The following is an 18,897-nucleotide window of genomic DNA, read 5'->3' as shown; positions in this document are numbered from 1 at the left end:
GCAGAGAATCGCCTCGACGAGGATACCGCTGACGCCAGCAATCGAGATTCCACCCTTGCGATGAGGCATGGGGCTATACTCAAAGTGTGGCCACTGTGGCCAAGGTGACTCATGACAGCAGTTTTTCTGGGTGTCTTGTCGTGAAAAAAATACGCAGGAGAACGGCCATGGCGAACGAACCGCAGATGGTGTCTCTCGGGTTTACGCAGCAGACATTTCCGGCCGGTGTACATGTCTGCCAGGTTTTCGCCAGCGAGGGGGAAAGACTGCATGCCTTGCTCGAATTTCTGCGCAGCGGTCTGCAGGCAGGAGAGCGAACCGCGTGCTTCACCGAGCAACTCGATGAAGCCCATCTTGATAGCTATCTGGCCGAACGGAATATGTCGTATGGCCAACTCAAGGAGTCGGGAACGTTCTCGAATGCCGGGACCCACGATGTCTATTTTCAGGATGGCCGCTTCGACCCCGACCGCATGCTTGCCATACTGGCGCAGTACCATACCGACTCGGTCGCCAATGGTTTCCCCGCGGCGCGCGTCATCGGTGAGATGACCTCGGAGGTACAGCATGTTCCCGGTGGTTCTCGCCTGATGGAGTATGAATCGCGGGTCAGCCTTCTGCTCAAGGAACATCCGGTAACCGCCGTCTGCCAATACAACGCCAGGGCTTTTGACGGAGCGACGATCATGCAGGTACTCAAGGTTCATCCCTTGATGATCATCCGCGGCACGGTGGTCCACAATCCATTCTATACCCCACCCGAGGAATATCTGGCGCGATGCTGCTGACCCTCCGGGATCGCGAAATGATCGGACATTCCGTACCCGATGCCAGAGTGCTCGGGCAACTCCTGCTGATGCAAAGCGTCGTCGCTTCGCTCCCTGACACGGCCATTCTTCCGTTCGTGGTGCAAGGGCTTGGCGACGTTCCGGGGGTCAGTCTGGTTGCTTTTCAAGCGAGTGTTGCCAACGGGAAGGATTCCAGCCTGCGCTTCCGGCTCACCGCAGGGTCCAGCGATTTCGGCGAACTGGCTTTCAGCGTGACCGATAGCGAAGCGTTTGCGCCCTATATCGACCATATTCGCAATTTCTCGTTCACGGTGGCGCTGATCATGGAGGAGCGACAGCAGCGGCGAGTCATTGAAGGGCACCGATCACTGCTTGAACATCAGGTGGCAGAAAGAACCAGCGAACTGGCCAAGGAGCGAGATCTGGTGAAGCGGTATCTCGATGTGGCTGGTGTGATGCTCATGGCGCTTGACCGAAATGGGCGAATCACGATGATCAACAGGAAAGGAGCGCAGATTCTTGACCTGCCCGAAAGCAGCCTTGTGGGCATGAACTGGTTCGAACACTTCATTCCCGACGACGAAATCGGAGCGCTTCGCCAGGTTTTTTCAAGCCTCATGGCGGGAAAAACGCGCCTTGTCGAACGTTACGAGAATCGCATCATGACGGCTGGAGGACGGGCCTTGATGATGGCTTGGAACAACACCCTGCTGCGCGACGAGACGGGTGCTGTGACGGGAACGCTTTCCTCGGCTGAAGATATCACCGCGCGCAAGGCGGCAGAAGACGAGATCAGGAATCTGGCCTTCTTCGACCCCTTGACCAGCCTGCCCAACCGCCGGCGGCTGATCGACCGCCTCAAGCAAGCGATTGCCGCCAGAGCACGCAGTAAACAATATGGCGCGCTGCTGTTTATTGATCTCGATCACTTCAAGGTCCTCAACGATACGCTCGGCCATGACATCGGCGATTTGCTGCTCCAGCAGGTCGGCAAGCGCCTGACGACCTGTGTGCGTGAGGGTGACGCAGTGGCCAGACTGGGGGGAGACGAATTCGTGGTGATGCTTGAAAACCTGGGCGAGAGCCTGCACCAGGCAATCGCCCATACCGACGCGGTGGGCAGGAAGATCCTGACCACGCTGAACCAACCGTACCAACTTGCCGAGTACACCTATAGCAGCACGCCGAGCATCGGTATCACCCTCATATCCGATAGCCAGGGCAGCGTCGACGATCTGCTGAAGCAGGCCGATCTCGCCATGTACCAGGCCAAGGCTGCAGGCCGAGACACCTTGCGCTTCTTCGAACCGGAGATGCAGGCGGCGGTCGCGATTCGCGCGCTGCTCGAAGCGGCCTTGCGTGAGGCGCTCCCGAACAATCAGTTTCGTGTTTTCTATCAACCGCAGGTCGATGGCCAGCGCGGTCTGACCGGAGTCGAAGCGCTGTTGCGCTGGCAGCATCCGCAGCGCGGACTGGTACTTCCCCTCGAATTCATTCACGTCGCCGAAGAAACCGGCCTGATCCTTCCCCTGGGCCTCTGGGTGCTGGAGACTGCCTGCGTCCAGCTCGCCCTCTGGGCCGCCCGACCGGAGATGGCCCATCTCATTATTGCGGTGAATGTGAGCGTCTGTCAGCTTCACCACCATGACTTTGTCGACCAGGTGCTGGCGGTGCTCGAGCGCACGGGAGCGAACGCGCACCGGCTCAAACTGGAGCTTACCGAGAGCCTACTGGTGAAGGATCAAGCAAGCGCCATCGCCAAGATGACGGCACTGAAAACGAGGGGCGTGGGTTTCTCACTGGACGACTTCGGCACCGGCTATTCCTCTCTTGCCTACCTGAAGCGGCTTCCCCTGGATCAACTCAAAATCGACCAGAGCTTCGTCGGGAACATCCTCACCGACCGCCATGATGCGGCCATTTCAAGGATGATCATCGCCCTGGCCGAGAGTGTCGGACTGGAGGTCATCGCCGAGGGTGTGGAAACCGAGGCCCAGAGGGATTTTCTTGCCCGACAGGGTTGCTATGCGTATCAGGGGTACCTGTTCAGCCGCCCATTGCCGCTGGCCGACTTCGAGGAATTATGCACGCCCGCCGTCCTGTCGTTTGGCCACGACGACGACCGATACCCTTCCTTCGCTCAGCACAGCCTGCGGATCTAGGCCTTGCCGGCCGGTGTTGACGGCTTCTTGCCCGCGGCGGCTTGCTCCTGCTTCGCTGCGGCCGCGTGATACTTTTCGGTGATCGCCTTTAGGTCGACTCGCGTCGGCGGCAGCTTCAGTCCCATGTCGACGATGGTGACCAGGACGCTGGCGGTCCAGGCGAAGGTGAACATTCCCGAGATGGCAATGATCGGCGCGAGCATTCGCCATTCCGCCGGCAGTTGGCTGCGCTGCCAAGGGTGGTGCAGGAAAGCGCAGCGAAGCGGGCGGCGAGTATACTGGCTTGTTCGCGCGGTTGGCGAGCCTTGGCCCTGTCCCTGCGGTCGCCGCGGCGGCGGGAAAGGGCATTTCGCCGGTCTCGGTTTGCGTGCGTGCGTTCACGCGACTTCGAGTCCGGACCAGAGCCAGCTTTAATCATGACAGGGAGGTATGCCGCGAAATGAAGGCGACGCTTACAGATGCCCAGGGCGTGAGCACGCCATTTTCCGGGAATGATCTTGCTGCCCAGTTACCCAGGGATGGTTTTTTCTGGCTTGACGTCGTGAACGCCAGCGAGGACGAAATCGCCGCGCTGGCCACCGCGCTGCAGCTCGACGCTACGCTGAGTGCCTGGTTGCCGCGCTTTGGCCAGTCGGCGCGCTTCAAGGCGAGCCCGCAATACCTGCGCATCTCGACCTGGGCAAACGCCGGAAACCACGGTGTCGTCGAGGGACATCTCCTGTTTTCGTCGGCGTCGCTGATTACGGTATTTGACGGCGCGCCGGTGCGCATGGACGCAGCACGCCAGCGTTTTCGCGAGCTTGCCGAAAGGATCGCGACCCATCCCGATTACGCGCTGCTCATCGTCCTCAATGAACTGGTGACCGGTTTCTACCCGCGCCTGGAGCGCGCCGACGAGTTGCTCGACAGTCTCGAGGAGCAGATCTTTCTCAACCCGGCCGCCGAGCAACTGCTGAGCTTGGCCGATCTGCGCCGGGAAATGTCGTCGCTGCATCGGATGCTGGTGCCGTTGCGTGACAGGGTGAAGACCGTGCTAACGTCGATCGGCGGAATTGCCGGCATCAGCGCCGAAGTATGGCCGTCGTTTCTAAGCTATAGCGAACGCCTGGCCGATCTGGTGAATCTGATCGACGATTACCGCCAGCGCACCACCGAGGCGATGGAGAGTTATCGGGCGAGCATGTCCAACCGCCAGGCCGAGCAGATCAACCGGTTGACGATGATCTCCTGGGTCTTCCTGCCGATCACTTTCCTTACCGGCTACTTCGGGATGAACTTCAACTGGGCTATTGATCAACTGCTGGCGACCCGCGACGACTTTTTCCTGCTCGGCGTCGGGCTGCCCTTGTTGTCACTTGGTTTGACCCTGCTGTTGTTCAAGAGTCTCGGCTGGATGGGGGTGTGGCGGCGCAAGCAACTGCAGTCGGCTGCGGCCGGCGTGCGTGCGGTTGGGGCATTGGCTACGTCCGTACCAGACCGCAAAGCAGGTCGGCGCAGCGCATCCGCCGAGCCATCAAACAGCGGCCCTTAGCGCGACGAGCGACCGCTCGCGACGATCTGCCGTCGCGATGGGCCGAAGTTGGCGGTGACTGACGCGCTCCCGTAGCCGCTCTCGGCGACCGGCATCAGGGCACTGCCTGGCCAGCCGCGCCGGCGGTTGTCGTCGCCTCGGGCGTACCCAACTGGTCCTCGTGGTCTGCGATAACGGCATGCACCGACCCGTAAATCGCGCTCGCGCCCACGATTTCGGTGATCCCATGGCGGTCGAACTGGTCGCGCAGATGCGCCGAAACATTGGCGAACACCAGCAGGATATCCTGCTGCTTGAGCAAGGTGCAGGTGTCGCGTAGCGTTGTGGCTGCCGAGAAGTCGATGTCGCCGATCGCTGCCGCCTCGACGCACAGGCGCGACAAAGGCGGCTGTGCCTGGTCGTTCGCCAGCCTGAGGATCTCTTCGGCGAACTGCCCGACGTTGGCGTAGTACAGGCTGTGGCTGAACAAATACACCACGAGACCTGGCGCAATCTGCTGCGGCGCACTGAGCGGCACCGTCTGCCAGCCTTTCTTCCGCTTGTCGGCGACGATCACGGCATTGGTACCGCGATAACCCCGCCGCACATGATCGAGCAGCGACAGCACCATGGCCAGGATGATTCCCTGCTCGACGCCAACGACGACGACGGTTGCGGCGGTCAGCAAGGCGACCCAGAACTCGGCGCGCGCCTCGACGAAGATCCGGGTCATGCCTTCGATGTCGATCATGTGCACCGCCACCAGGAAAACGATCGCCGACAGAACGGCCGTCGGCAAATGCGCCAGTGGCCCGGTCAGGAACACAGCAGCACCAGCAGCACCAGGACGCAGGTGGTGAGCTGTGACACCTGACTGCGGCCGCCGCCACCGTCGACCATCGCCGTGTTGGTCGGGCTGCCATTGACAATGAAGGTCCCCGACAAGCCGGCGCCGAGGTTGGCCATGCCCAGCCCGACCATGTCGACGTTCTCGTCGAAGCGATCGCTGTACTTCGCGGCGTAGGCGCGCGAGGTGGCGGCGCTCTGCGCGAGAATCACCACAAAGCAGGCAAAGGCGATCGGCAGCAGCTTCTCGATCAAGGCCCAGCTCCAGGCTACGTGTGGCAGGCCGAGCGTCGGCAGGCCGCGCGGAACGCTGCCCAGGGTCTCCAGATGGGCACCCAGATCCAGCGCCCAACTGGTGCCGATGGCGGCGACGACGGCGATCAGTCCGCCGGGTATCTTCTCCGAAATCCTCTTGCCGCCGACGATCACCACCATCACGGCGAGCGACACGCAGACCGCATAGGGATTGGCTTCCCCGAGCAGCCGCAGGTCGCGCACGATCTCCTTGAGCGGTTCGTTGCTGGTGCCTTGCAGGCCCAACAGGCCGGAAACCTCGAGTAGCGCCACCTGCACACCGACACCGGTCATGAAACCGGTGAGCACCGTGCGCGACAGAAAATCGGCGAGGAAACCAATCCGCAGCACCCGTGCAGCAAACATGAACACCGCCGCCATCAGGGCCAGCAGGCTGCACAGGGCCAGCCATTCGTTCGATCCGCGCACCGCCATGCCGGCGAGACCGGCGGCGACCACCGCCGCCGTCGCCGAATCGGCACCGACCGACAGATGCCGCGACGACCCGAAAATGACGAACAGGCCCATCGGGATGAGAATGGTATACAGCCCGGTGATCACCGGCGTGCCGATGATCTTGGTATAACCCATGGTCCCCGGAATGGCTAGCGCAGCGAGCGTGAATCCGGCGAGAATGTCCCGCCCCAGCGCTGACCGATCGACCGGCAGGACGCCCTGGAAAACCGGCAGCCGGAAGCCCTTGCCGCCGCTATCTTGCGTCATCGTCGCGCCGGTTCAAGCCAACTACTTCTTGCCAGGCGGCTTTGGCGTCTTGCCCGCCCGCTGTTCCTGCGCCGCCTCGGCAGCGTGATACTTCACGGCGATTTCCTGGAGGTCCACCCGCGTCGGCGGCAGCTTGAGTCCCATATCTTCCATGGTGTCCACGATGATCTGCGAGATGGCCAGGTTGCGGAACCACTTGTGGTTGGCAGGAATGACGTACCAGGGAGCGTCCTTGCTGCTGGTCTTGCTCATCGCCTCCTCGTAGGCTCCGACATAGTCGGACCAGAACTCGCGCTCGGAGTAGTCGCCTTCGCTGATCTTCCAGTTGCGCGCCGGGTCGTCGAGCCGCTGCTTGAAGCGCAGCAGTTGCTCCTCGGGACTGATGTGCAGGAAGAACTTGAGGATACGGGTGCCGTTCTCGGCCAGCATCTTCTCGAAGTCGTTGATCAAGGCGTAGCGCTTCGACCAGACCGCCTTCGGCACCAGTTGATGGACCCGCACGACGAGGACGTCTTCGTAATGCGAGCGGTTGAAGACGGCCACCTCACCCCTCGCCGGGGTGCGCTGATGCGCACGCCAGAGGAAGTCGTGCGCGGCTTCCTCGGCGCTCGGCTGCTTGAATCCGTAGACCCGGGTGCCCTGCGGGTTCATGCCGCTGAACAGGTGCCGGACGACGCCGTCCTTGCCGGCCGCGTCGAGCGCCTGCAGGACGACCAGCAGCGACTGGTTGCCGTCGGCGTAGAGCAGGGCCTGCAGCTCGGCCATGCGGGCGACATTTTTCTGGATCTCGGGCAGAGCCTCTTCAGACGAGGCGTGGCCACCGGTGTGCGCCGGGTCGATTCCGGCGAGTTTCAGTTTCTCGCCCGGGCCGACGAAGAATTGCTTGCGGAAGTCCATCGTTTGCTACTCCTCTAGTGACGATCAGGTATTGGCCAGGGAGGCCGGAACGTGCGGCTGCAGCGACTGATTGACCAGCGCGGCGTGCTTCTGGTGGCGAGCTGTCCGGTAGCTGGCGAAGCGATCGTAGATCAACCGGATGCCACCGAGGATGAACAACCAGGCAATCAGGTAGACCCACACCCAGCCGATCAGCTTCCACGGAATCGCCGGTACCAGCCAGCCAAAGCCGCACATGACTGCCGCCACGACCTGCGTCGCGACGATCGCCCAGAAAAGCGGTGCGGCGGGGAATGGCGGCTTGAAGAACCAGCCCTCGGTGCGGGTGATGAACAGCAACACCTGGCCGCCCCCGACCAGTTGTACGAACATCATCGTCTGCAGTTGCGCGTGCGTCGCCAACCCGAAGTAGGCCTGCAGTTCCGGAAGCGACAGCGCCTTGATGCCGAACAGCAGCAGACCGAACGACTCGGCCACCGAGAAGACGCCAAGAACGGTGGCCAGGCCGAAGATGCGCGGCAGGTCCCAGCGCACCGGCTGTGGACTCACCGGCGTGTTGTCGTAGGCGATAGTCATCATCGGCAGGTCGTCGAGCAGTGACATGACGACAATCATGATCGCGGTCAGTGGCGAGAAACCGAGGAAGATCGACGACAGGACGACGACGAACATGATGTCGATGGTCAGGGCGATGCGATAGATGAGGTAGCTGTTGATGCGCCCGAAGATCCGCCGCGCCTCGTCGATGGCGCCGTTGATCACCGACAGGCCGGGGGCGGTGAGGATCAGCGCCGCGGCACCGCGGGCGGCATCGGTGGCGCCCGAAACGGCGGTGCCGCAGTCGGCCTGTTTCAATGCCGGTGCGTCATTGACGCCGTCGCCGGTCATCGCCACCAGGTGGCCGCGCGACTGCAGTGCCTTGACGATGGCGTACTTGTGCTCGGGGAAGACGCGCGCGAAGCCGTCTGCGCGCTCGATGGCGTCGATGATCGCCGGCGGCACGTTGTCCGGGTCCATATCCTTGGGGAAGGCGTCCGCCGCAGCGATGATGTGCGTGCCCATGCCGAGCTGGCGCGCCGTTTCGATGGCGATGGCCGTGTCGTCGCCGGTGATCATCATCACCCGGACACCCTTCTCGGCGGCCTTGTCGATGGTTTCCTTGGAGTCATCGCGTGGCGGGTCGAACATCGGCAGGATGCCGAGGAACGACCAGCTCGTTCCGCCGTCTGCCGAGCGCGCGACGCCCAATGCCCGTGCGCCCTGCGCGGCCAGCTTGTCGACCGCGTCCTTGACTTTCTGCGCGATCTCCGCAGGCGCCTGGGCAAGATCGACGATCGCTTGCGGGGCGCCCTTGGCGACCATGAAGGACTTGCCGCTGGCGTCGGTGACCGTCGCCTGGGTGCGCTTGGTGACCGGATCGAAGGCCACGAACTTGGTCAGCGTCCAGCTCTTGAGGACGCTCTGGTCTTTGAGCGCGGTGATCACCGCGGTATCGATGGCGTCCTTGTCCTCGAGCTTCGAGGCGAGTGCAGCGGCCAGGATGCAGTCCTGCGGATCGGTGGCGGCGAAAAGCATCGGCTCGCTGAGGCTCAACTGGTTCTTGGTCAGGGTGCCGGTCTTGTCCGAGCAGAGGATATCGACGCCGGCCATCTCCTCGATCGCCGACAGCTTGGAAACGATCGCCTGTTGTTTCGACAGCGCCAGTGCGCCGAGCGCCATGGTGATCGAGAAAACCGCGGGCATCGCCACCGGGATCGAGGCGACCATCAGGACCAGAACGAACTGCAGGATGTTGAGGGCGTCGCTGAGGTTCCAGTCCTTGGCAATCACGATATCGTGATAGACCTTGACGGCCACCAGGATCAGCGTCAGGCAGACGGCGATGACGATCAGGAAGTTGCTGATCTGGAACATCGCCTTCTGCGCGTGACTGACCGAGCCGGCGCCGGAGACCAGCTTGGCGGTCCGGCCGAAGAAGGTGTTGGAACCGGTCGCGATGACCACGGCTTCCATCTCGCCCTGCTTGACGACACTGCCCGCGTAAGCCTCGTCGCCGACCTTTTTCCTGGCAGGCAGCGACTCGCCGGTGAGCGCTGCCTGGTCGATCGAGGCGAATTCACCACCAATCAAGCGCAGGTCGGCCGGGACAATCACGCCGAGGCGGATCTTGACGATGTCGCCGGGGACCAGCGTCGACGCCTGCACCGTGCTCCACTGGCCGTCGCGCAGGACGGTGGCCTCGGGTGCCAGGCCGGCCTTCAGAGCGGCCAGCGCGCTCGACGCCTTGCGGTCCTGCCAGAATTCGAGCGCCGCGTTGAACAGCAGCAGAGAGCCGATGATCACGAAGTCGTCCCAGTGGCCGAGCAGCGCGGAGACCAGTGCCGCCGCTTCGATGACGTAGGCCATCGAGCCGGTGAAGTAGCCGAGAAGCTGCTCGCCGAGGGTCTTTTCCTTGACGATGATCGCGTTGGGGCCGTACCGGGCGACTCGCTGCTGCGCTTCGGACGCGCTGAGCCCCTGCTCGGGCTTGACGGTGAGCGTGGCCAGCACCTGCTCGACCGGGATCTTCTCAAGATCCGGTCCGCTGGCGGCGGGAGTATCTGATTGCTTGCTGAGGTCGGCCATACCTTACTCCTGGATCAAGTGGATCAAGAACTGCGAAACGGCATCAATGGATTAATGTAGCACGCGGGAAGATGGTAAGTGGAAAAGCCCGCAGTGCGGCGGAGCGCACGGTGAACCCGACCTTGGGCGCCCGCCAAGATCGCCCAGCTCGCGGTAGATGGTCCTTGCTGCTCAATTGGACGGCAGCTTCGCGGTCAGTTTCTCGGCGGCCATGACCCAGCCGCCGCCCATCGCCTTGTAGATGTTGACCAGCGAAATGCACAGTTGCGCCTGCGCGGCGGCCCAGTCGAGCTCGGCCGGGAAGAGCTGCTCCTCCGCCTGCAGAACGGTCGAGTATGGCGCGCGCCCGCCGTCGAACAGCAGTTGCGCGAGCCGCGAGTAGCCGCGCAGCGCATCGACTAGCTGCGCCTGCGCGGCAAGCTGATCGTTGAGCGTCTCGCGCGAGATCAGCGCGTTGTCGACGTCGGCGAAGGCGCTCTGAATGGCCAGCTCGTAGGACAGCAGCGCGGCTTGCTGCGCCGCCTCCGCCTGCGCGACCTGGCCGGCGATCGCGCCGCCGGTGAAGATCGGCCCCGCCAGCGCGCCGGCGTAGCTCCACGCCCGCGCCGGACCCGTGAACAGGTTGGCGAGGTCGGTGCTCGCGGTGCCCAGCGCGCCGGTCAGTGAAATGGTCGGAAAGTACTGGGCCTTGGCCGCGCCGATCAGCGCATTGGCGGCAATCAGTTGCTGCTCCGCCTGCAGCAGGTCGGGGCGGCGCTCGAGCAGCTCCGAGGGAACTCCCGGCGGAACCGGCGGCAGCGTCAGCGCGAAGATTCCCTTGCCGCGCGGGATGCGGCCGGGCGGGTTGCCGAGCAGGACCGACAGCGCGTCCTCGGTCAGGGCGATGTCGCGCCGGATCCGCGGCAGCTGCGCCGCGGCGGTCTGGTAGCGCGCCTTCGCCTGCTCGACGTTCATCTGCGAGACGCGACCATACTTGAACTTGAGCTCCATCAGCCGCAGCGACTCGGCGTAGCTGTCGAGCGTGCGCTGCGCGATGACGAGCTGCTCGTCGAGGCCGCGCAGCTGCAGGTAGCCGCTCGCGACCGATGCCACCAGGCTCAGGATCACGCCGCGTCGCGCCTCGTCGCTGGCCAGCAAGCTGGCCTGCGCCGACTCGGTCAGGCGGCGCACGCGCCCCCACAGGTCGATCTCCCAGCTCGCGCCGGCGAGCACCTGGTAGGCGTTGGTCGGGTTGGAAATGCCGGAAGGCAGCTTATCGAGGCCGCCCTGCGAGAAGCGCTCGCGCGCGGCGCTCCCCTGGTAGTTGAGCTGCGGGAAGAGCGGCGAGCGCGTGCTGGTCAGGACGCCTGCCGCCTGCTCGACGTTGGCGGCGGCGATCTTGACGTTCTTGTTGTTGGCGAGCGCTTCGGCGATCAGGGCATCCAGCACGGGGTCGTCGAATTGCTTCCAGAACTCGACGTTCGCGGTCGCCGCCGTCTGCTTCGGCTCGTACAGGTAGGTGCCCGGCGCGGCGATTTCCGGGCGGTGGTAGTCGGGGCCAATCATGCAGCCGGCGACGAGGCTGCAGGCGATCGCGACGACGGTGGCGCGGCGCATCCCGCCCCCATGGGCGGCGGCGAGCGGGGCGGACTTCGCGGGCCGTTTCATCCTATTCACCCCCGCGCGGTGCGCTGGGCGCGACGGCGGCGCCATCGTCCGGCGTCTTCTCGACGGTGTCGATCGCCTTGCTCTGCGCGCCGCCGAAGAGCTTCGCGCTCACCGTTTCCAGCAGCCAGTAGAACATCGGGATGAAGAAGATCGCGATGATCGTCGCCGCCAGCGTCCCGCCGATGACGCCGGTGCCGATCGAATGCCGGCTGTTGGCCGAAGCGCCGGTGGCAATCGCGAGCGGAACGGTACCCAGCACGAAAGCGAACGAGGTCATGATGATCGGCCGCAGGCGCAGCCGCGCCGCCTCGACCGCCGCGTCGAAGAACGGCTTGCCTTCCTTGCGGTTCATCTCCACCGCGAACTCGACGATCAGGATCGCGTTCTTGGCGGCGAGGCCGATCAGCGTCAACAGGCCGATCTGGAAGTAGAGGTCGTTGGGAATTCCGCGCAGTGCGATCGCGGCGAGCGCGCCCAGAATGGCGAACGGCACCGCCATCATCACGCCGATGGGCAGCGACCAGCTCTCGTACTGCGCCGCCAGGATCATGAACACGAACAGCAGGCCGAAGACGAACGCGATGGCCGATGTGGAGCCCGACGAAACTTCCTCGCGCGCTTCACCCGCCCATTCGTAGCCGTAACCGTTCGGCATGATTTCCGCCGCGACCTCGCGGATCGCGGCCAGCGCCTCGCCGGAGCTCACACCCGGCGCCGGCGAGCCGTTGATCGCGATCGCCGGATAGTTGTTGAAGCGGGTGACGAGGTCGGGGCCAGTGACGAAGCGCGTGGTGACCAGCGCGGACAGCGGCACCATGTCGCCCTGGCGGTTCTTGACGTAGAAGCGGCCGATGTCCTCCGGCGTCATCCGGTACTTGGGCTCGGCCTGCAGCACCACCTGGTAGAGCCGCGAGTCCTTCGGGAACTGGCTCACGTAGAGCGACCCGAACATGGTCTGCAGCGTGTTGTAGGCGTCCTGCACGGCCACACCGAGCACTTCGGCCTTCTCGCGGTCGACGTCGGCGAGCAGTTGCTGGCCGTCGGCGCGGATGGTGGTGCTCACCCCCGTCAGCTCCTTCCGCGTGCGCGCCTTGGCGATGATCTTCTCGGCGACGTCGGAGAGCTGCTGGTAGTTGCCCGCGCCCTTCTGCTCGATCCACATCTGGAAGCCGGCGGTGACGCCCAGGCCGGGGATGGCCGGCGGGTTCACGGGCACCACCAGGCCGCCCTGGATGGCGCCAAACTCCCGCCGCAGGTCGGCGATCAGCGCGTCGGCCGAAAGGGCGGGCGTCTTGCGCTCCTCGTAATCCTTCAGCGCCACGAACAGCACGCCAAAGTTGGTCTTCATCTGCGAGTCGATCAGGCTGTAGCCGTCGACCTGCGAGACGTTGGCCACCGCCTCGTGCTTGCGCACCATCGCCGCCGCAGCGCTACCCACGTCGCCCGTGCGGTCGAGGCTCGCCGAGTCGGGCAGGAAATACGCGACGAAGATGTAGCCCTGGTCCTCCTGCGGAACGAACGCGGTGGGCAGCAGCCTGAACATGAACACCGTGCCCGCCACCACGGCGACGAAAACGGCGAGACCGATCAGGTAATGGCGCGTGATCCACTTGACGCCGCCCACGTAGCCGTTGGTGATCCGCTCGAAGCTGTCGTCGAACCACTTGAAGAAGCCTTTCTTCTGCCCGTGCTTGGCCTTGATCAGGATCGCCGCCAGCGCCGGCGACAGGGTGAGCGCGACCAGGCCAGAGAACACGACGGAAATCGCGATGGTCACGGCGAACTGCTTGTAGAGCGCGCCCGTGATGCCGCCGAGGAACGCCACCGGGATGAACACCGCGTTCAGCACCAGCACCACCGCGATCACCGGGCCCGAGACCTCGTCCATCGCGCGCTTCGCCGCGTCGCGCGGCGACAGGCCGAACTGGACCATATTGCGCTCGGTGTTCTCCACCACGACGATCGCGTCGTCGACGACCAGGCCGATGGCCAGGATCATTCCGAACAGCGTCAGCATGTTGATCGAGAAGCCGAACACCAGCATTCCCACCAGCGCACCGAGGATCGACACCGGCACCGCCAGCGTCGGGATAATCGTCAGGCGCAGGCTGTGCAGGAAAATGAACACCACCAGCACCACCAGGACCACGGCCTCGAAGAAAGTCTTCACCACCTCGTCGATCGACGCCTGCACGAACAGCGTGGTGTCGAGCGCGACCGCGTAGTCGAGGCCGTCCGGGAAGCTCTTCTGCAGCTCCTTGAGCGTGGCGCGCACTTCCTTGGAGACCTGCAGCGCGTTGGCGCCGGGCTGCTGGTAGACCGCGATCAGCGTCGCCGGCTTGTCCTGGTAGCTGGTGCGCAGCGAGTAGCTCTGCGCGCCGAGGTTGGTGTAGCCGACGTCCTTCACCCGCACCAGCGCGGCGTCGGCGTTCTGGCTGCGCAGGATCATGTTGTCGAACTGCGACGGCTCGGTGATGGTGCTGGTGGTGACCGGGAACGTTTGCTTCACCGGGTACGGCGTGGGCGGCGCGCCGATCCGGCCGACCGCGAACTGCTGGTTCTGGTTCTTGATCGCGTTGGCGATCTCGCTCGTGCCGATGCCGAGCTGCGCCATCCGGTCGGGCTTCAGCCAGACGCGCATCGCGTACTCGGGAACCCCGAAGACCGACGCCTGGTTGGCGCCGTTGATGCGGTTGATCGTCCCGAGGACCTGGACGTTGGTGTAATTGGAGATGAAGTCCGCGTCGTAGCGCCCGTCGGGCGAGTAGAACGCCAGCACCATCAGGAAGGTCGAGGTCTTCTGCTGCACGTCGACGCCCTGCGCCTGAACCGACTGCGGCAGCTGCGCCATCGCCTGGCTGACGCGGTTCTGCACGTCCACCTGCGCCAGCGCCGGGTCCGTGTCGATGGTGAAATAGACGGTCAGCGTGTAGTTGCCGGTCGACGAGTTGGTCGACGACATGTAGATCATGTTGTTGGCGCCGTTGACCTGCTGCTCGATCGGCGCACCGACGTTCTGCGCAACGAGCGTGGCATTGGCGCCGGGGTAGGTGGCCGTCACCTGGATCTGGATCGGCGTCACCTGCGGGTACTGGGCGATCGGCAGCTTGACCATCGCCACCACGCCGACGACCGAGATGATCAGCGCGATGACCGCCGAGAAGATCGGGCGGTCGATAAAGAAATGGGAGAACATTGGGCGCGGGCTCCGGTGCTTACTGCTTGGCGGCCGGCGCCGGCGCGGCGGGCGGGACGATCTTCACCGGCGCGCCTGGCGTTAGACGTACGACGCCGTCGGTCGCGACCACGTCGCCGGGCTTCAACCCGGCGGTGATGAACCACTCGTCGCCGTACCACTGCCCCACCTGCACGCCGCGGATCTCCGCCTTGCTCTCCTTGTCGATCACCACGACGAAATGCCCTTTCGCGCCCTGCAGCACGGCCTGCTGCGGCACCATGATCGCGTTGATGCGCACGGCGCCCGACACCCGCACCCGGACGAACTGCCCCGGCCGCAGCTCGCCCGAAGGATTGGGCAACGTTGCGCGCAGCAGGAAGGTACCGGTCTGCGAGTTGAAGCTGGCGTTGGCGAAAGTGATCTTGCCCTTTTGCGGGAAGGTAGAGCCGTCGGCCAGCACCGCCTCGACCGTGTACTCGTCCTTCGGAGGCAGCCTGAGCGCGCCCGCCGCCTGCGCGGTGCGCAAGGCGAGCAGGTCGTTCTCGGACAGTGTGAAATTCACCCAGATCGGATCGATCTGCTCGACGTAGGTGAGCAGGCTGTTCTCCGCGTTGACGTAGGCGCCGTCCTGCACGCGCGCGAAGCTGGAGAGCCCGGTCACCGGCGTGGTGATCGTCGTGTAGCCGAGATTGAGCTGCGCCTGCACGACGTTGGCCTTTGCCGACTGTACGGCCGCGGCCGCGGCCTGCTGCTGCCCGGTCGCGTCGTCGAGATCCTTGACGCTCAACGCATTGAGCGCCGCCAGCGGCTTGACCTGCGCCAGATTGTCGTTCGCGGTCTGCAGGCGCGCCTGCTGCTCCGCCAGGCCACCCTGCGCGACTTCCAGTTGCGCCTGAAACGGCTTTTTGTCCTGCTGGAACATCACGTCGCCGGCCTTGACCATCGCGCCTTCGGTGTAGACGCGCTGATTGAGGAAGCCGTTCACGCGCGCTCTGATCTGCACCTGATGCGAGCTCTGCGTCTGGCCGACGTACTCGTAGCTGACCGGCGTGTCGCGCGGGGTGACCGTCATCACCGTCACCTCGGCGGGAGGACGCGCCTCGGGTGCTGCCTCCTTCTTGCCGCAGCCCGCCAGCAAGACCGTCGCTGCCAGAATCATCACGAGCCAACGCATATAGATAAACCTCCAAGGCCTGCGGGGATGGTGGGCGCCGAACCGAAAAACGGTGGGCAATATACCATCAGACTCCTGTGAGCGCCACAACCGGAGCGCCTGGATCGGGCACGCTGGCACAGTGGGTGCGACGCACTGCGAATCCCCCGGTCGGTGTAGGGCATACGCTCCCGGGACCGATACGATGCCATCGGGAGGCCGCCGACCATGAACGAGATGCAACTGCCGCTTCGGTTCCGCTTCTTCCATGGTGTCCACGATGATCTGCGAGACGGCCGGTTTGCGGAACCCCCTGTGGTTGGCAGGGATGACGGACCATGGAGCGTTTTTGCTGTCGGCTACCCGGCGCAGTCCAGCGCCGCCTGCAGCCTCGCTTCCTCGGCGTGCGTGAGCGTGGTCTCGAGAAGCTTGCCGCCGGTACCGCGAAGCTCGGCCAGCACCTTCTCGGTCGATGCTTCGCGGACCAGCGCGAAGAGTACGGAAGTGCCGTTCTGGAACGTTGCGGTGAGGTCCTTCAAGAAATCCTGGTCGACGCCGACTTCGGTCAGCGCACCGCCGACGGCATTCGCGCGTCGGGAGGTCGACATGCCCAGCACCGGATTCATCAGGATCAGACCGACCAGCGAGTTCCAGAAACCTCGGTTCGGTGCCTCCGTGGCGATTGGTTTGTAGGTCTGGAGCAGCGACACCTCGCCCTCCTCGTCCTTGACCGCCACCAGGGCCTCATCCAGGTCGATGGTCTGATCCTTCTGCATCGTGCGCAGCCTGCTACGGACTTCCGCGGCCTTGTTGGCTGAGTCGTAGGCAATTACCACCAGCTTGCTCATGAAACTTTCTCCTCATGCTTGATTGATTGAATCACTGTCAGCGGAACGTCTGCAGTTGCGGCGAGCGGTCGCCGTTGCCCCCTCCCGGCCTCCCACTACTACCACCACCACTACCTGCGGTCGATTCACTTGGCTGCTGCTGCAGGGGCCGCCACCACCTCGATCTTGGCTTTGGCCTTGAGATCCTCCAGTTGCTTCTTCAAGTTCTGCTGCTGAAGCTGTTGCGCCAGATTGGCTTTGACTTCCTCAAAGGAGGGCACCTCAATCGGCCTGGAATCCTCCAGTTGGATGACATGATAACCAAAGTTGGTTTTCACGGGCTCTTCGGTGATCTTGCCTTTTTCCAGCTTGCTGACCGCAGCACCAAATTCGGGCACCATCCTGCTCAAGTCAAACCACCCCAGCTCGCCGCCCTTGACCTTGGAACCAGCATCTCTTGATTTGTCCATGGCCAGCTTGGCGAACAATCGCGGATCCTTCTTGAGCTTGGCAATGATGTCCCTGGCTTCGGCTTCGCTTTCCACCAGGATGTGGCGCGCCTTGTATTCGCTGCCGGTGATGGTGGCCTTGATACGATCGTACTCGGCTTTCAGCATGTCGTCACTGACCGGGTTTTTCTTGATGAAATCCTGAACATAGGCGTTGGCCAGAACCGATTGCCTGATCGAATCGATTTGCTCGGCAACCTCGGGAGATTTGTCCAGGCCCTTCTTGATGGCCTCATCTGCGACGACCATCTGCAGGACCATACGGTCGATGATCGTCTGGCGCGTCTCCGGCGTATCCGGATGGCCAGCGGTCGCGCCCTGCCTGGCGATGACGTCGACGCTGCTCTGACTGATGGCTTTACCGTTCACCGTGGCCACGGCCGGGCTTGTCGAGGCCGGAGTCGAGGCCGGAGTCGAGGGCGGGGCTGAGGCCGGAGCCGGGGGCGTTGCGTTCTTGTCGGCATTGCATGCGCCAAGGGCCAGCAACGACGCTGCGCTGGCCACGAGAATTCCGTTCTTGATCGATCTCATTTATCAGTCCTCAAGGGTTTCTTCAATGAATCCAGCAGTCGTTTCAGTAGCTGGTCGCTGCAGCCCCGCGTCTGCCGGGTGTGCAGCGACTGCAACACGGAGAGCGAGAATGTACCGGGTTTCTGCCTGTGGGGAAAGTCCCTGAACGTGGAGGTGAATTGCCCGATGCCCTGCTGCACAAGAGCGTGCAGTCTTGTTCAATCGCCACGTCGTACAGCACGGCCGTAACGACAGTCCCGGCCTCGGTCGCTGGCCGTCGTTGGGCACGCTTCGCTTTGCCCAACTGCCGCGCCTCGGCCGCAGCGCGTTCAGGGCCGCCCTGTTGCTTCGCCCGCGGCATCGACAGATTGGGGAGCCGACATCAAGCCAGGCACATGGACGCCGTCGGGCGGCAGGTTGCCCCGCCTTGGCGGCAGCGCGAGGCGGACGCGGCCATCCTTCAGTTGGCCCACTTTCTTCACAGCGCCGCCAAAGTGTTCGTAGAAACGCATGACCAGCTTTACATAGGCCTGAGTTTCCGGGTACGGCGGCACCGTATTGCGGTAGTGCTGCACGGCGCCTTCGCCAGCATTGAAGCCAGCCAGCGCGAGCACCAGATTGCCATCGAACAGGTCGAGCAGGTAGCGCAGGTAGCGCGTGCCGCCGCGCACGTTGTCCTGCGGGTCGGCGATCTGGCGCACGCCGTAACGTGTGGCGGTATCCGGGATCAACTGCATCAGCCCGGTCGCGCCCTTGGCAGACACCGCGTCCGGGTCGTACGCCGACTCGACCGCGATGACTGCCTTGACCAGTGCTGGCTCGAGCTTCTGGCGCTGCGCTTCCCTGGCCACCAGCGCGTCGAATCTTTGCAGCCTGGGCGGGTCCTGCAGGCGCTTGTTGATGCCCTGGTCTTCGACGCGCACCTTCTCCGGCCTGGACTTGAGCTCGGACGACAGCTTGAGGTCGGTTCGGGCTTCTCCCCTGGCGAACAGTTCGTAGCGTTCGTCGACCTTCTCTTCGGCGAGATGGGCGATGCCCTGCTCATCGACGAAGCCGTAAATGTCGGCATGGGCGGCTGCCGACAACAGGCAAAGCGCGGGCAAGAAGAACAATCGGTGGAGTTTCACCTCGCCATTCTACCTGAGGCGAGTCGCGTGCCGCTTGATTGGCAGATATATCATCGAGTAGCCGGGCCAAAAGGCCGCTGTCGCCATTTCTGTGCAAGCAC

Annotated in this window: 14 protein-coding genes; 3 read left to right on the top strand and 11 right to left on the bottom strand. The window is 63.8% G+C overall.

The features are described 5' to 3' along the window. Positions 1-167 precede the first annotated feature (167 nt). Positions 168-788, top strand: a complete 621-nt coding sequence (locus ACCAA_RS10310) for an MEDS domain-containing protein (protein WP_186407160.1) — start codon at positions 168-170, stop codon at positions 786-788. Beyond that, a complete protein-coding gene (locus ACCAA_RS10305; protein WP_186407159.1) occupies positions 779-2,950 on the top strand; it encodes a putative bifunctional diguanylate cyclase/phosphodiesterase in 2,172 nt (723 codons plus the stop codon). Before ACCAA_RS10310 ends, ACCAA_RS10305 begins: the two co-directional genes overlap by 10 nt. Here ACCAA_RS10305 and ACCAA_RS10300 read toward each other — a convergent pair. Further along, on the bottom strand, positions 2,947-3,153 hold the full coding sequence (locus tag ACCAA_RS10300) for a hypothetical protein (RefSeq protein WP_186407158.1): 207 nt from the start codon (positions 3,151-3,153) through the stop codon (positions 2,947-2,949). The genes ACCAA_RS10305 and ACCAA_RS10300 overlap by 4 nt on opposite strands. 236 nt (positions 3,154-3,389) lie before the next feature. Here ACCAA_RS10300 and ACCAA_RS10295 point away from each other — a divergent pair, with 236 nt between their 5' ends. Beyond that, the gene (locus ACCAA_RS10295; RefSeq protein ID WP_186407157.1) at positions 3,390-4,481 is read left to right on the top strand and encodes a magnesium transporter CorA family protein; all 1,092 of its coding nucleotides are present in this window, start codon (positions 3,390-3,392) and stop codon (positions 4,479-4,481) included. A gap of 94 nt (positions 4,482-4,575) precedes the next feature. On the opposite strand, the gene ACCAA_RS22050 is transcribed toward ACCAA_RS10295, so the two are convergent. The 10 genes from ACCAA_RS22050 to ACCAA_RS10250 all read right to left on the bottom strand — a co-directional run bounded on the left by ACCAA_RS22050 (position 4,576) and on the right by ACCAA_RS10250 (position 18,796). After that, positions 4,576-5,286 (bottom strand): STAS domain-containing protein, encoded by a 711-nt coding sequence (locus ACCAA_RS22050; protein ID WP_245754534.1) that lies wholly within the window; start codon positions 5,284-5,286, stop codon positions 4,576-4,578. Continuing rightward, the gene (locus tag ACCAA_RS22045) at positions 5,277-6,323 is read right to left on the bottom strand and encodes a SulP family inorganic anion transporter (protein WP_245754533.1); all 1,047 of its coding nucleotides are present in this window, start codon (positions 6,321-6,323) and stop codon (positions 5,277-5,279) included. Before ACCAA_RS22045 ends, ACCAA_RS22050 begins: the two co-directional genes overlap by 10 nt. 21 nt (positions 6,324-6,344) lie before the next feature. Then, positions 6,345-7,220, bottom strand: a complete 876-nt coding sequence (locus ACCAA_RS10285) for a polyphosphate kinase 2 family protein (RefSeq protein ID WP_186407156.1) — start codon at positions 7,218-7,220, stop codon at positions 6,345-6,347. A gap of 24 nt (positions 7,221-7,244) precedes the next feature. Next, the gene (locus ACCAA_RS10280; protein WP_186407155.1) at positions 7,245-9,845 is read right to left on the bottom strand and encodes a plasma-membrane proton-efflux P-type ATPase; all 2,601 of its coding nucleotides are present in this window, start codon (positions 9,843-9,845) and stop codon (positions 7,245-7,247) included. Positions 9,846-10,016: 171 nt separating this feature from the next. Further along, positions 10,017-11,492 (bottom strand): efflux transporter outer membrane subunit, encoded by a 1,476-nt coding sequence (locus ACCAA_RS10275; protein WP_342674047.1) that lies wholly within the window; start codon positions 11,490-11,492, stop codon positions 10,017-10,019. Between the two features lies 1 nt (position 11,493). Beyond that, positions 11,494-14,688: an efflux RND transporter permease subunit gene (locus ACCAA_RS10270; RefSeq protein ID WP_186407154.1), complete on the bottom strand. Its 3,195-nt coding sequence runs from the start codon at positions 14,686-14,688 to the stop codon at positions 11,494-11,496. A gap of 19 nt (positions 14,689-14,707) precedes the next feature. Next, the gene (locus ACCAA_RS10265) at positions 14,708-15,844 is read right to left on the bottom strand and encodes an efflux RND transporter periplasmic adaptor subunit (RefSeq protein ID WP_186407153.1); all 1,137 of its coding nucleotides are present in this window, start codon (positions 15,842-15,844) and stop codon (positions 14,708-14,710) included. Between the two features lie 338 nt (positions 15,845-16,182). Further along, positions 16,183-16,671 carry a DUF1269 domain-containing protein gene (locus tag ACCAA_RS10260; RefSeq protein ID WP_186407152.1) on the bottom strand — a complete coding sequence of 163 codons (489 nt, stop codon included), beginning with the start codon at positions 16,669-16,671 and terminating at the stop codon, positions 16,183-16,185. Positions 16,672-16,796: 125 nt separating this feature from the next. Then, positions 16,797-17,420 (bottom strand): peptidylprolyl isomerase, encoded by a 624-nt coding sequence (locus ACCAA_RS10255; protein WP_245754532.1) that lies wholly within the window; start codon positions 17,418-17,420, stop codon positions 16,797-16,799. Between the two features lie 578 nt (positions 17,421-17,998). Next, positions 17,999-18,796 carry a lytic transglycosylase domain-containing protein gene (locus tag ACCAA_RS10250; protein WP_186407150.1) on the bottom strand — a complete coding sequence of 266 codons (798 nt, stop codon included), beginning with the start codon at positions 18,794-18,796 and terminating at the stop codon, positions 17,999-18,001. Positions 18,797-18,897 lie beyond the last annotated feature (101 nt).

Source organism: Candidatus Accumulibacter aalborgensis (assembly GCF_900089955.1).
Classification (GTDB): domain Bacteria; phylum Pseudomonadota; class Gammaproteobacteria; order Burkholderiales; family Rhodocyclaceae; genus Accumulibacter; species Accumulibacter aalborgensis.
Note: the sequence above shows the minus strand (reverse complement) of the source record. Positions and strands in the feature narration are given on the sequence as shown.

What these genes read in the sequence shown, in the direction of transcription:
- ACCAA_RS10255 (WP_245754532.1), bottom strand. Translation starts at nt 17,420, where the DNA reads ATGGTCCTGCAGATGGTCGTCGCAGATGAGGCCATCAAGAAGGGCCTG.
- ACCAA_RS10295 (WP_186407157.1), top strand. Translation starts at nt 3,390, where the DNA reads ATGAAGGCGACGCTTACAGATGCCCAGGGCGTGAGCACGCCATTTTCC.
- ACCAA_RS10275 (WP_342674047.1), bottom strand. Translation starts at nt 11,492, where the DNA reads ATGAAACGGCCCGCGAAGTCCGCCCCGCTCGCCGCCGCCCATGGGGGC.
- ACCAA_RS10285 (WP_186407156.1), bottom strand. Translation starts at nt 7,220, where the DNA reads ATGGACTTCCGCAAGCAATTCTTCGTCGGCCCGGGCGAGAAACTGAAA.
- ACCAA_RS10265 (WP_186407153.1), bottom strand. Translation starts at nt 15,844, where the DNA reads ATGCGTTGGCTCGTGATGATTCTGGCAGCGACGGTCTTGCTGGCGGGC.
- ACCAA_RS10260 (WP_186407152.1), bottom strand. Translation starts at nt 16,671, where the DNA reads ATGAGCAAGCTGGTGGTAATTGCCTACGACTCAGCCAACAAGGCCGCG.
- ACCAA_RS22045 (WP_245754533.1), bottom strand. Translation starts at nt 6,323, where the DNA reads ATGACGCAAGATAGCGGCGGCAAGGGCTTCCGGCTGCCGGTTTTCCAG.
- ACCAA_RS10310 (WP_186407160.1), top strand. Translation starts at nt 168, where the DNA reads ATGGCGAACGAACCGCAGATGGTGTCTCTCGGGTTTACGCAGCAGACA.
- ACCAA_RS10270 (WP_186407154.1), bottom strand. Translation starts at nt 14,688, where the DNA reads ATGTTCTCCCATTTCTTTATCGACCGCCCGATCTTCTCGGCGGTCATC.
- ACCAA_RS10300 (WP_186407158.1), bottom strand. Translation starts at nt 3,153, where the DNA reads ATGCTCGCGCCGATCATTGCCATCTCGGGAATGTTCACCTTCGCCTGG.
- ACCAA_RS10280 (WP_186407155.1), bottom strand. Translation starts at nt 9,845, where the DNA reads ATGGCCGACCTCAGCAAGCAATCAGATACTCCCGCCGCCAGCGGACCG.
- ACCAA_RS10305 (WP_186407159.1), top strand. Translation starts at nt 779, where the DNA reads ATGCTGCTGACCCTCCGGGATCGCGAAATGATCGGACATTCCGTACCC.